The 12,264-nt window shown below is 61.2% G+C and carries 11 protein-coding genes and 1 riboswitch; of the genes, 2 read left to right on the top strand and 9 right to left on the bottom strand.

Features of this window, described 5'->3' with window-relative positions:
* The 7 genes from P792_RS35825 to P792_RS23845 form a co-directional block, all read right to left on the bottom strand.
* The coding region (locus tag P792_RS35825; RefSeq protein ID WP_161630812.1) for a carbohydrate porin at positions 1-878 on the bottom strand (878 nt) is incomplete at its 3' end.
* Positions 879-1,039: 161 nt separating this feature from the next.
* Positions 1,040-3,634 carry an MMPL family transporter gene (locus P792_RS23870; protein WP_023977803.1) on the bottom strand — a complete coding sequence of 865 codons (2,595 nt, stop codon included), beginning with the start codon at positions 3,632-3,634 and terminating at the stop codon, positions 1,040-1,042.
* Positions 3,635-3,749: 115 nt separating this feature from the next.
* Entirely contained in the window at positions 3,750-4,223 is a 474-nt protein-coding gene (ribH, locus tag P792_RS23865) for a 6,7-dimethyl-8-ribityllumazine synthase (RefSeq protein ID WP_023977802.1), read from the bottom strand.
* Between the two features lie 9 nt (positions 4,224-4,232).
* Positions 4,233-5,522, bottom strand: a complete 1,290-nt coding sequence (locus P792_RS23860) for a bifunctional 3,4-dihydroxy-2-butanone-4-phosphate synthase/GTP cyclohydrolase II (RefSeq protein ID WP_023977801.1) — start codon at positions 5,520-5,522, stop codon at positions 4,233-4,235.
* Positions 5,519-6,130 (bottom strand): riboflavin synthase, encoded by a 612-nt coding sequence (locus tag P792_RS23855; RefSeq protein ID WP_023977800.1) that lies wholly within the window; start codon positions 6,128-6,130, stop codon positions 5,519-5,521. The genes P792_RS23860 and P792_RS23855 overlap by 4 nt, the downstream gene beginning before the upstream one ends.
* The gene (gene ribD / locus P792_RS23850) at positions 6,130-7,116 is read right to left on the bottom strand and encodes a bifunctional diaminohydroxyphosphoribosylaminopyrimidine deaminase/5-amino-6-(5-phosphoribosylamino)uracil reductase RibD (RefSeq protein WP_369794200.1); all 987 of its coding nucleotides are present in this window, start codon (positions 7,114-7,116) and stop codon (positions 6,130-6,132) included. The genes P792_RS23855 and ribD overlap by 1 nt, the downstream gene beginning before the upstream one ends.
* 192 nt (positions 7,117-7,308) lie before the next feature.
* A riboswitch (FMN riboswitch) is annotated at positions 7,309-7,459 on the bottom strand.
* A 186-nt stretch (positions 7,460-7,645) separates the two neighbouring features.
* Positions 7,646-7,840: an entericidin gene (locus P792_RS23845; protein WP_023977798.1), complete on the bottom strand. Its 195-nt coding sequence runs from the start codon at positions 7,838-7,840 to the stop codon at positions 7,646-7,648.
* 261 nt (positions 7,841-8,101) lie between these two features.
* On the opposite strand from P792_RS23845, the gene P792_RS23840 reads away from it, so the two are divergent.
* Complete coding sequence (locus tag P792_RS23840; RefSeq protein ID WP_023977797.1) at positions 8,102-9,553, top strand: deoxyribodipyrimidine photo-lyase; 1,452 nt, start codon at positions 8,102-8,104, stop codon at positions 9,551-9,553.
* Between the two features lie 36 nt (positions 9,554-9,589).
* Here P792_RS23840 and P792_RS35820 read toward each other — a convergent pair whose 3' ends face one another.
* Together P792_RS35820 and P792_RS23830 are read right to left on the bottom strand one after the other, a co-directional pair.
* Positions 9,590-10,192 (bottom strand): hypothetical protein, encoded by a 603-nt coding sequence (locus P792_RS35820; RefSeq protein WP_023977796.1) that lies wholly within the window; start codon positions 10,190-10,192, stop codon positions 9,590-9,592.
* A gap of 59 nt (positions 10,193-10,251) precedes the next feature.
* Positions 10,252-11,316, bottom strand: a complete 1,065-nt coding sequence (locus P792_RS23830) for an A/G-specific adenine glycosylase (protein WP_023977795.1) — start codon at positions 11,314-11,316, stop codon at positions 10,252-10,254.
* A gap of 9 nt (positions 11,317-11,325) precedes the next feature.
* Here P792_RS23830 and P792_RS0117990 point away from each other — a divergent pair, with 9 nt between their 5' ends.
* Positions 11,326-11,928 (top strand): DUF721 domain-containing protein, encoded by a 603-nt coding sequence (locus P792_RS0117990; RefSeq protein WP_023977794.1) that lies wholly within the window; start codon positions 11,326-11,328, stop codon positions 11,926-11,928.
* Positions 11,929-12,264: the final 336 nt, after the last annotated feature.

The raw sequence follows: 12,264 nt of genomic DNA, 5'->3' as shown, positions 1-12,264 counted from the left end.
GTGGTCGTGAGTGCCGCACCAATCTTGTAATGGCCGGGTAAATGGCCGCGCGCGCTTGGCTCCCAACCCAGTTCGAGCGGCATACGCACACCGTTGATATAGGCGCTGTTGAACTTGAAGCCACTGCGGTTCATGGAATAGGCAAACATGCCCTCTTCGGTCAGATACAGGCCAAGCTGGATGTAGGATTGCGGCAAGGGGCGACCGCGCACACGCAGACCCCAGTTCCCCGCCGGAAAGGTCGAGGCATATCCGGTATCGGCTGCCGCACGGGGGCGACCGCAGATGGCGTTGATCTGGAAAGTACAGAAAAGCGGGCTGGCCACGAAGTCGGAGAGTTCGGCCATGCGCCCCGCCGCAATCGAGAGCTTGCCGCCATACAGTGTCTCTTCGCCATAGGCCATGACGAGATGCACCACCACATTGCCGCCCCCGCCATAGATTTCGGAGGAGTGGTTCAGCCAGTCGCCGAACATGCGGTTGGCAGGCGTGCCATAGCGCCCCGTCACGACCATATGCGTGGCAAAGCCCCTGATATGCGCGATGCGCTCCCAGTCCACATTCAGCGAGAGGGCATATTGCCCGGCATTGCTCGAGCCCTGACGGTAATCGCCGACATGGCGTGTAGGTGTGGTGACGGCGGCCGCATATTCATTGATATTGTCGAGCAGCAGCCCGATCCCGTGGCGACGCAACCAGTCCGTCAGGCCAAAGGGATTGTAGAATACGGCCTTGGGCTGACCGAATGCCGGCACGCTGGTGGGCTGCAAGGGCCGGTCAGGAAACGGATCATTGATCTGGTAACTGGGTTCCGAGCCGGTTTCCTCATCGTCATCATCGGCGGCCAGACTCCAGCGAAAGAAGTGACTCAGAACCAAAGAAACTGCTCACGGAAACGTTAGGCCTCGGTCCTAGCATCGCCAATCCGTGCCTGACCAGTCCGATTTTTTTCCGCAAACCCGGAACCGGGGGAAAGCAGCCCACGGGGACCACACTGCCCCGGCTCTGGCAGGCGCCCCCGTCTTGCCGGATGAACCGGCTATTCCTTGTCGATGCTACGCTTGGGCAGCAGGGCGGGAATGAAGGTCAGCGTGGCAAGCAATGTGCAGGCCAGCGACATGAGCAGTAGCCGCCCCATACTGGCCGTGCCCGGATGCTGCGAGGCGGCAAGCGACCCGAATGCCGTTCCTGTTGTCAGGGCCGAAAACAGGACTGCGCGCGCCGTCGGCGATGTCAAGGGACTCTTGATGCCCGCACGCCAGTTCATCACGAAATAGATGTTGAACGACACCCCCACGCCAAGCAGCAGGGGCAGCGCGATGATATTGGCGAAATTCAGTGTCTCGGGCACCGTCACGATCAGAATGACCGTGATCAGCGCAGAAAGCAGCAGGGGTGCCAGAACGAGCGCCATATCCAGCAGGCGGCGCAGAGCCACAAACAGGATGATGGCGATCATGACCAGAGCCGAAATTGCCGCCGTCGAGAAAGCATGAACCATCGTATGGGCGCTCTCGACCACCTCAAGCGCAGTGCCTGCCGTATTCTTGTCCACCGACTGCATGTCGCGCAGGAAGCGATAAAGCACCTTGCTGTCGGACATCCGCCCCTTGGGCAGAACCTTCAACAGGGCGCGTCCGTCCGGCGCCACATAGTCACGCGCAATATCCTGCGGGATGCTTTCCATCGTCACAGGCGTGGGCTGAAGCACATCGACAAGCTGGGCGAGCTGCTCGGGCAGAAAGCGCGTAAGCGCCGTATTGGCCGCCATGATCCGGTCATCCGGCGCCTTGGCAAGTGTCGCAAGGGCTTTCTGGATGTCGCGCAGCGGTGAGTCGGGCGTGGTCTTGTCGATCACGGCGCCCAGCTTGGCCGCTGCCGAGGCTGCGCTGGCGCGCAGGGCATTGGCATCGGGCGCAGGCTGTACTTCCTGACCCACCAGTGTCGGCAGCAGGATCGACGCCGTGTCCTTGATCATCGCGAGCTTCTCGGTCTGATCTTCCGGCACAAACATGCCCAGCCACATGACCGAGGAAACACTCGGCAGCGCGTCGAACTGCTTGGCCCGTTCTGCGGCGACCTTCAGGTTCGGCACGATCACCTCGCCATCATAGGGCGAGGCGCGCGGGTCCTGCTCCAGCAGATGAAGCGCGCGCATTCCCTCGGTGTCCGGGTTCTTGGTGTGCAAAGGATCAGCGTCAAAGCTGAGGCGCGGAATGAGCGCAATGCCGGTCAGGGCCAGAATGGCGTAGAATGCCAGGATAGGCTTGCGGAAACGACGCAGGAAACCGTCGGCCGGTGCAAGGCTTGCAAACCCGGGCATGCCCCTGCTCAGACGCGCGCGGAACAGATGCAACAGAGCCGGCAGCAGGGTCATGGTGCATAGAAAGGCGATGATCATGCCGATACCGGCAATCAGGCCAAGCTGGGCCACGCCCACGAAATTGGTTGGAACGAAGGCAAGGAAACCCGCCGCCGTTGCCAGAGCCGCCACCAGAATCTGATGTCCCGTCTCGCGGCCCGTCTCGGCCAGTGCCTCGGCAGGCGCCATGGCTTCACCCGATGCCAGACGTTGCCCCCTGAAGCGGACAGAGAACTGGATTGCGAAATCGACAGCGATACCGACAAACAGAACGGCAAACGCGACAGAAATCAGATTGAGCTTACCCACGGCGAGAGCGGCAAAGCCTGTCGTCAGCAGAAGGCCGATCACGAGCGTGATCAGGATCGGCACGATCACGCGTACAGAGCGCACGGCCAGAACCAGCCAGCATGCCACCAGAACGAGCGAGGTCAGCAGGCCAAATCCCATGCCATGGGCAACGGTCGAGAACTCCTCATCGCTCAGCTGCACCGGGCCGGTGATCATGGCGATTGCGTTGCCGCTCTTGACGAATGGCAGGGAATCGATGGCACGGCGCATGGCGGCGCTTGCCTCGCCACCCGGCTGAAGCGAATCGAAATCCTGATGCGGCTGCGTGATGACATACTGGTAGTTGCCCGCCATATCGCCCAGCGGACCCGCCAGAAGATTCTGCCATGACAGATCTTTCGGGTGGCCGCTGACGGCATCATTCAGTGCTGTGGCAAAGCCGCGAAGCTCTGGCGTGAAGCTCTCGGGGATATCCTCACCTGCCGACAGCCCCTCACCCATCAGCCCAAGGGCCGTGAAAATACCGCGTGATGACGGATCGGCCGAAAGCGTCCCCAGAAAGGGCTGCGCTGCCACGATGGAGTCGAGCAGCGTGCCGAGAACCGGCTTGTCGAGATAAAGCAGCCCGTGATTTTCAAGGAAAGGCGAGTCGTCAGGCAGGCGAACGGTACGGAAATTCTTGTGATCGGCGCGCAGGATACGGGCCAGTTCGCGCGCTGTCGCGCGGCCCTGCTCTGGCATGTCGGCCTTGATGATGGCCACCATCAGGTCGTCATTCTGCGGGAAAAGCTGGCTCAGCTCTGCGCCACGCTGTTTCCAGGGCAGGCTGGCTGCAAACATTTCATCAGTATTGGTTGTCACACCAAGGCGTTGTGCCGTCAGTACCAGACTGCCGGCTGTAAGCACCGCAAAAAGAGCGACGATAACAAGAGCGCGCCTTGCGCAGAACGAGACGATCGATCCGATGAAATTTGCTAGCATTGACGTGTGATGAACCCTGCCACGGAAAGACGCCAAAGCGTCATGGTCCGGGCAGGTTTAGAGCATTGTCACCCGAATGGGAAACCACACCCGTCACAGCGTTGTAACAAACGCCTCAGCTGCGGGTGTTGCGCAGGAAAGCCAGGGTCTCGACACAGGCGGCCGAAGCCTCGCGACCCTTGTTGTGCACATCCTTGCGCGAGCGGGCCTGGGCCTGTTCGTCCGTGTAGGTGGTAAGCACACCGAAGGAGATGGGCGTTTCAGTGGCAAGCTGGGCCTGCATGATGCCGATGGTGGCCCCGAGGCTGATGAACTCGAAATGAGCCGTGTCACCCTTGATCACGCAGCCAAGGCAGATGATCCCCTCATACGTTCCCGTCTTGGCCAGAGCCTGCGCCATCAAGGGCAGTTCGAAAGCTCCCGGTGCATCGAACACATCGACATCGCGGATATTGTGTTCAGCAAGCCATTCCAGCGCGCCATCACGCAGGCCATGCGTAACATCCGTGTTGAAGCGGCTCACCAGCAGAGCGAGCTTGGGCGTGGGAACGAGTGTGAGGTCGGGAGCGACGGGGATGGATTTGCTCATGGAAGATCCTTACTTCTGAATCACTGAATCAACGAGTTCGGGCCAGACATCGCTGAGCTGATGCCCCATCCGGGTACGCTTGGCGTGAAGATACGCCCGGTTGAACGGGTTGGACCCGGCTTCGAGACGTTCCTGACTGATGACGTTCAGCCCTGCCGCCTCCAGTCCCGAGACCTTGCTAGGATTATTGGTGAGCAGCCTGAGCGTGTCGATACCAAGCGACTGCAGAATGGCCGCGCCTGTCACCCAGTCACGCGCATCGCCCGGCAGACCCAGTTCCAGATTGGCTTCGAGCGTGTCCTTGCCGGCATCCTGCAGGGCATAGGCCCGTATCTTGTTGCCAAGTCCGATCCCCCTGCCCTCATGCCCACGCAGATACACCAGCACACCAGAAGGGGCTGCGGCGATACGCTCAAGCGCTTCGCGCAATTGCGGGCCGCAGTCGCAGCGCAGTGAGCCCAGCGCATCACCTGTCACACATTCGGAATGCAGACGCACCAAGGGGGTGCCGTTAGCGGGATTACCCTTGATCAACGCCACATGCTCGATGCCATCGGGGGCACGAAACGCCTGGATACGCAGGTCATGGCCACCATAGACGCTGGGAAGCGCTGCCTCGGCAATACGCTCGACCGCAGGCGGAACGGGCGCGGGCAGAATGACATCCCCCAGCGCCTCGCGGCCATGCACACGGCACCAGGCGGCAATTTCCTCAATGCTGATGACGGGAATGTCGTGACGGGCCGAGAATGTGCGCAGTTCCGGCAGGCGTGCCATCGTGCCGTCATCGCTCATGACCTCGCAGATCACCGCCGCAGGAAACAGGCCTGCCAGCCGAGCCAGATCCACAGCGCCTTCGGTATGCCCATCACGGGCCACTGTACCTTCGGGATGCGCCCGCAAGGGGAAGATATGGCCAGGGGTGCTGATATCCTCAGGCCTTGCATCGGGGTGGCCCGCAACCTGGATGGTCCGCGCCCGATCGGCCGCCGAAATCCCCGTCGTGATCCCGGTCGTGGCCTCGATCGAAACGGTGAAGGCCGTTCCGCGTGGGTCATGACCGCGCCGGGGCATCATGGGCAATTCAAGACGTTCAATCTGCTCCGGCTCGAGCGGCAGGCAGATCAGCCCACGCGCATGGGTTGCCATGAAGTTGACGGCATCCGGCGTAGCAAACTGGGCGGCAATGACCAGATCGCCCTCATTCTCGCGGGCTTCGTCATCCACCATCATCACCATGCGCCCTTCACGCAGGGCGGTGATGGCATAGGCCAGAGCGGGCGAGGGAAGCGTGTTCATGACCGTACCCCGTATTTCAGCAGGCTCTCGACATATTTGGCCAGCACATCGACCTCGACATTGGCCGGATCGCCCTCGCGGATTTCGGAGAGCCCGGTATGGTCCCATGTGTGCGGAATGATCATGAGGGCGATGGTGAAGCTGTCATCCAGCACGTCACTCACCTCATTGACCGTCAGGCTGACGCCATCGAGCGCGATCGATCCTTTCTCGACCACGTAACCACGCAAGGCAGCAGGCAGACGGAACGTGATGTGATGCGACTCCCCGACCGAGCGGATTCCCACCAGATGGGCAAGCCCATCGACATGCCCCTGAACGATATGTCCCGAAAGACGTGTCGAGGGTGTGCTGGCCCGCTCCAGATTGACCCGCGCTCCGGCGGCCAGTCTGCCCAGAGCTGTACGTGACAGCGTTTCAGCGCTGACAAAGAAATCTGCCAGCCCTGACGAGTCATAGGAGGCGACTGTCAGACAGACGCCATTGACGGCAATGCTCTCGCCCAGATCCATATCTGAAAGTCCCGTCTCGACCTGAAGCAGGATCGCCTGGTCACGGGGTTCGACAGCCTTGATACGGCCGATATGTTCGATAATGCCTGAGAACATCAGAAAGCAGCCTTGTCAGCAGGAAGGGGACGCGCCCCTTCATCAAGTATGAAACGCAAGGGGGTGGGGCCGTGGGAGTAGACCCGGTGCCGGTCAGGACCGTCCGGGGTGGTCTGGATGTCCAGCCAGTCATCCCACAGGCCAAGCCGCCTGATTTCGCCGAGTAGCCCGGGCCCGGCTTCGACCATCGCCCAGTTCACGCCATGATCGGCCAGAAGCGAAGAGATCTCGCCCAGGTCACGGGAGACAAGCACGCGAAAACCGCTACCGATCATTTTCTCCCGCCAGGAATCGGGAAGGCGATTCTGCCTGTCACACACCACGACCAGTCGCGGCGCCCGGTCCTCATGCTCGGGAACATGGCGCACATCGAAACGTGGGCTGTCGGACAGGATCGTGCCGATACCTGTGATGATCGCATCGCTGGCGCGGCGCAGGCGATGGGCAATCTCAAGCGAGGCCTGGCTGGTAAAAGTCTTGCGCCCGGCAGGTGGAATCATCGAACCCGTATTGTCCCGTGCCTGCTTAACCGTGATCCACGGGCGCTGGCGCACGATACGTGTGGCAAAAGGCGCCAGAAGCGCCGCGCAGCCATCATGCACATCGGCGAAGGCCGGAAACTCCTCGAGCAGAAAGACATTCCGCCCCTCAGGCATCTGCCGCAGGCGCGCAATCCCGCCCCCGGCTACCGGGTTCGGGTCGCTCATGCCCACCCAGACATCCTGCACAGGACTGTCGCGCAGCGCCTCGCTGCAGGGGGGCGTGCGTCCGACATGATTGCAGGGCTCGAGGGTGACAAGGGCTGTCGCAACGCGGTCGATCACGCCGGTCTCGCGCGCCCGGTGCAGGGCAAGCGCCTCGGCATGGCGGGTGCCGGTACGGTGATGAGCCTCGGTGACGAGTATGTTGCCCTCGTGGTCGAGCAGACAACAGCCAACAGCAGGATTGGGAGAGGTGGCGCCAAGATAACGCGCCGCTTCGTTCAGCGCGGCCTCAAATCCCGAACGAACCGCCTCACGCTGGGCCAGACTATGGCTCTTTTGCGCGGAGGCAGAACCGGGGGCGAAAACTCCCGACACGATGATACGGTCCCATCCATCAAGGACGGTCTCCGGGCGTGAACATTCTGTATCTCGGCCAGGAGCATCCCTGGCGGGGTGCACCATGACAGAGGCAAGTCCTGTTCTCTTCCATCCGGACTATGACCGTCGGCTCCGGATTTGGACCGGATCTGCTGACCCCCGGGCCTGATGGGCCTGAGGCGCTCGCGGGCTCGTGCCAGAGGCACCTACCGCCGGTGGGGAGTTTCACCCCGCCCTGAGAACGTCGAATTCTGCACCGGTCGACATGACCGGACGGTCACTATGTGCCCCCTTTAACGCCTTTTGCAAGGGGCAAAGCCAGTCTGGCACCCTGACACAGATCCCTGCCGTCACCCCGGCAAGATGAGCAGGCGCAAAAAAGGGCGGGGAAATCCCCGCCCTTCATGCTTGAACCATGTATGGTTCAGATGGTTCAGTGCGTTGCAGCCTGCGGCACCGAGTTATGAATGGCGCCCTGGGTTGCGCCTGCGCCACGGCTCACGTCATGACCGATGGAGCTGACGTCGCGGCCAGCACCGTCAACCGTGTTGCATGCGGTGAGGCCAAGGGCAGGCAGCGCCAGCATGACAGCAAGAGCACCGGTGCGGAGGAAGGAAGCCGTAGTCATGGAACAATTCCCTTTTTTATAGGTTCGGCCTTAACAACGCGTCACCAGCATATGGGTTTGCTTCGTTACAAATTGGCATCGTCATGTGATGCCCCTGCCCTGCGACCTCCATGCCTCGTTCACACGCAGAAAACGGCCGAAAATACCCCTGAGTCGAACCTCATGCGGCGTGATGCGCTCATCATGTTCACCTTTTTGTGCGAGCGCCGAAGCCCCGCTCCCGGCCCCGGACCCCGCAATGGCAACACAGGCAGCCCCCTTATGACCGACACGCCTCCCTCGATAGTATGGTTTCGCGATGACCTCAGGCTTCAGGATCATCCGGCGCTTGATGCCGCCAGCGAACGCGGTGGCAAGATTCTCTGTGTGTATGTGCTCGATCGTTCGGGCACGACCCGGGCACAGGGCGGGGCCAGCCTCTGGTTTCTCCACGGCGCTCTTTGCAGTCTGCGCCAGACGCTGAAGAAACAGGGAGGCGATTGCCTGATCCTTGAGGGTGATCCCGCCGAAATCCTGCCTGCTCTGGCAAAAGAGACGAAGGCCGACATTCTTTACTGCCATCATCGCTATCAGAAAGAAGCCAACGCGCAGGATGACGCGGTGTCTCAGGCTCTTGAAAAGGTCGGATGTGACATGAAGCGTCTGCACGGTACCGTGCTGCGCCAGCCGGAATCCGTCATGACCAAGACCGACACACCCTACAAGATCTTCTCTGCCTGGTGGAAAGGATTCAAGGGACTGGGGGCACCGCCTTCCCCCATACCCGCGCCTTCTGGCCTCTCTTTCCTGCCTCTCTCATTCACGCATGGCAAAAAGACGAAATTCGCTCCTTGCGATATCGACAAGGCCCTGCTTCCCACCAAGCCAGACTGGGCTTCGAAAATGGGGGAATACTGGGATCATGGCGAAGAGGTCGCGCATGAGGCTCTGGACGATTTCGCCTCCGGCCCCCTTGCCCATTACGATACAGGCCGAAACGACATGGCCGCCGAAGAGAGTTCGCGGCTCTCACCCTATCTGCGTCATGGCGTGCTCTCACCCCGTCAGATCTGGCATCACTGCAAGAACAAGGGCGAGCCAGCCGATCGCGAGACCTTCCTATCCGAACTCGGATGGCGCGATTTCTCGTGGTATACGCTGTTTCACAATCCGGAATTGCCACAGCGCAACCTCAAGAAGCAGTTCGATTCCCTGAACTGGCGCAAGAGCCGCAAAGATCTGCAGGCCTGGCAGAAGGGAAAGACGGGCATCCCGGTCGTGGATGCCGGGATGCGTCAGCTTTGGGAAACCGGCTGGATGCACAATCGGGCGCGCATGATCGTCGCCTCGTTTCTGGCCAAGCACCTGCTGATTGACTGGCGACAGGGAGAAGCCTGGTTCTGGGACACATTGATTGACGCCGACCCGGCGTCCAATGCTGTCAACTGGCAGTGGGTCGCGGGGACGGGCATCGAAGCATCACCCTTTTTCCGGATTTTCAATCCCCTTCGCCAGTCCGATAAATTCGACCCGAAGGGTGATTACATCCGGCGCTGGGTGCCAGAACTGGCCAGATTGCCCGATGACGCCATTGCTGCACCATGGCAGGCAGACAAGGATGTTCTCGAGCGTGCCGGAATCAGGCTCGGGCGTGACTATCCAGAGCCAATTATCTCTCTCGATGAGGGACGTGACAGGGCCATGACCGCCTATCGCAAGACGAAGGGTAGCTGAAAATGGGCCGTGCAGGCCCACCCTGCCGTGACACGCCTAGTGGCGGGTGACGGTCAGCGTCCGTGTTTCACCATCCGTCAGCCTGAGCGTCAGCTCTGTCGATGCACCCGGCTCAAGCCCTGCAAGATCCTCAAGTGCGGGCAGGTTGGCCGCGAGGGAGAAGCGACAGGGGCCGATTACGCCAGCATGTCCCTGCACGAAGGTCATGGGGGGCAGGCTCATGCCATCGGGGGTGGTGATCGTGCTCACCTTGTCCTGACTGAGAATGGCATAGGCATGCATCATGGGCTCACTGAGAATGAAAAACTGCTCCCAGTCATTTGCCACGGTCGCATGGAAGTCGATCCCGGCATTTTCCTCACTGCGCAGATAGCGCCCCGACCCATCAAGACGCTGTAACGTGACCAGGCCGCTGGGCAGGCGGGTCGCCTGAAGCTGGGGAATCGGCATGGGCAGTGAGACAACCTTGCGCAAGGTCACCGTAAACTGCTCCTGCGCCACAGTATCCGCGAAGAAAAACAGGCCCGGATAGCGTCCCGGCAAAGGCACAACCGAAAACAGACAGTCGCGCAGCGGATCGTGATCGACCACTTGCCCGAAAAAATCGAGCAGCCAGAAGCGGGCAGAGGCGTAGAGCATGGACAGGCGTCCCTTTCGTCAATCGGTCATCGCTGTCTTACACGATCTAGGGGCAGGTCTCACACCGGCAACGCAAGGCATTTCTGCATGACGCTCGGCAGGGCCTGTTTGCCCAGCGCGTTACGTGCGCAGGCAAAACCCTCCTGATTATGGAGCGGCCCGAAATCATTCATCTGCACAGCAATGACCGTCAGATTCAGCCCGAAATGTGTGAAAACATGCCGGATCTGTCCAGCGACTTTCCATGTCAAATCATCAGCCATGCTCAGGGTGACTGGTGCAACCTGCAACGCTGCCTCGATGGCGATGGGGTCATCCTGCCAGGCAGTGCCCGGTAGTTCAGCCATGCCGCCCAGCAATCCCGTCGCCGGACGATGACGCAACCAGACCGCGCCCTGACGGTCCGTGAGCCGGAAAACAACGCCATAGCGTTCAGGCCTGACCTTGCGTGGCGCGCGCACCGGAAAACGTGCCGGATCGCCCGAGACATGGGCCTTGCAGGGCTCACGCCAGGGGCAGACGAGACAGGAAGGACGACGCGGCGTGCAAATCCCTGCCCCGAGATCGAACAGAGCTTGTGTGAAATCACCGGGAACCTCCTGCGCCGCAGGATCGAGATTGAGCGATGCCGCGAGCCGATCGAGATGTTTTCTAGCGCCTGGCATGGGCGCGTCGACCGCGTGCAGCCTGGCCGTGATACGCTCGACATTGCCGTCAACCGGGACGACCGGCACGGCAAACGCGATGGAAGCAATGGCACGCGCCGTATAAGCCCCGATACCAGGCAGCGCTTGGAGCCCTTCCACCGAACGCGGAAACGCGCCGTTTGCTGCCACCTGCTGCGCACAGGCATGCAGGTTACGCGCCCGGCTGTAATAGCCAAGCCCTGCCCAGGCAGCGAGCACCTCCTGCAATGGCGCGTGGGCCAGATCTGCAATGGTGGGATAATGCTTCAGAAACCGCTCGAAATACGGCATAACCGTAACGACCGTCGTTTGCTGCAGCATGATCTCGCTCAGCCAGACGGCATAGGGATCGGCAGTCTGCCCTGCGAGGGCACGCCAGGGAAGAACGCGTCTTTGGCGCGCATACCAGTCCAGAAGGGCAGAGGCAGAAGGAGTCACAGGGGCGATATGAAGCGTGATTCCATAACGGACAAGGGGTTGAGTGCGCCGGGCTCCGTTCGACCCGCCCGGACACGGGCTGTCACTGGCAAATCAGCCACGACCTCAGGCAGCTCGACCGCCCAGCCCATGGTGGATCGCGAACGGCGCACCATGACAGGGCGCGCGCTCGGGGCGATCCTGCCTCAGGTCACACGCCCCGCCTTCAACCGCAAGCCTGCTCCGGCTGTCCGGCTTATTCTCGACTGGGCAGAGATCGTCGGGCCCGCCCTTGCTGCCCAGACCGAGCCACGCAAGGTGAGTGCGGGCACGCTGACGATTGCCTGTACCGGCCCGGTTGCGCTGGAACTCCAGCACCTTGCGCCCCAGCTTATCGAGCGGATCAACAACCATTGTGGCCCCCTGCGGTCGGGACGTGATCTGCGCTTTGATGACGGCACCCAGCTCGTCAGAAAGATCAGGATCCTGCAGGATCCAGGCATAGTAAGACCCGCCACGCCCGCGGCACGCCCGGCGCCGCGACCCGTGGCCATTACGGGCATGAAGGAGGGCGAATTGCAGGAGGTTCTGTCGCGCCTGGGCGGGCATATCCTTCGCCGCCCCCGACGCTGAAATTGACAGGGTATCGCGCCATCATGCCCCTGTTTGGGGCCGCACGGCATCGTCATCATCCCCGGCGCGCATGATTTGTCACGAAACGATATCCTGCTGTTACGCTCTCGACTTTTTTCCGCCCCCTCGCATGACGATATCTGAGAAAACGAAGACGTTTCTTCAGCGCTTTCGCCGGAAGGAAAGATCCAGACCATGCGCAGACAGTCTATCTTCAGGGTCGCCCTGCTCATCGCGCCGATGCTTGCAGCCCTCCCCGCTCAGGCCCAGCGGGGTGGTGGCGGTTTTCATGGAGGTGGACCCGGTGGTGGTGGCTTCCATGGTGGGGGTCCTGGC

The organism is Asaia sp. SF2.1, from assembly GCF_000505765.1.
GTDB lineage: Bacteria > Pseudomonadota > Alphaproteobacteria > Acetobacterales > Acetobacteraceae > Asaia > Asaia bogorensis.
The sequence above is the reverse complement of the archived record's forward strand: the minus strand, read 5'-3'. Positions and strand labels throughout refer to the sequence as shown.

Excerpts from the sequence above, each read along its gene's own strand:
- P792_RS23870 (WP_023977803.1), bottom strand. The coding sequence starts at position 3,634 with ATGCTAGCAAATTTCATCGGATCGATCGTCTCGTTCTGCGCAAGGCGC.
- ribH (WP_023977802.1), bottom strand. The coding sequence starts at position 4,223 with ATGAGCAAATCCATCCCCGTCGCTCCCGACCTCACACTCGTTCCCACG.
- P792_RS23860 (WP_023977801.1), bottom strand. The coding sequence starts at position 5,522 with ATGAACACGCTTCCCTCGCCCGCTCTGGCCTATGCCATCACCGCCCTG.
- P792_RS23855 (WP_023977800.1), bottom strand. The coding sequence starts at position 6,130 with ATGTTCTCAGGCATTATCGAACATATCGGCCGTATCAAGGCTGTCGAA.
- P792_RS23845 (WP_023977798.1), bottom strand. The coding sequence starts at position 7,840 with ATGACTACGGCTTCCTTCCTCCGCACCGGTGCTCTTGCTGTCATGCTG.
- P792_RS23840 (WP_023977797.1), top strand. The coding sequence starts at position 8,102 with ATGACCGACACGCCTCCCTCGATAGTATGGTTTCGCGATGACCTCAGG.
- P792_RS35820 (WP_023977796.1), bottom strand. The coding sequence starts at position 10,192 with ATGCTCTACGCCTCTGCCCGCTTCTGGCTGCTCGATTTTTTCGGGCAA.
- P792_RS0117990 (WP_023977794.1), top strand. The coding sequence starts at position 11,326 with ATGAAGCGTGATTCCATAACGGACAAGGGGTTGAGTGCGCCGGGCTCC.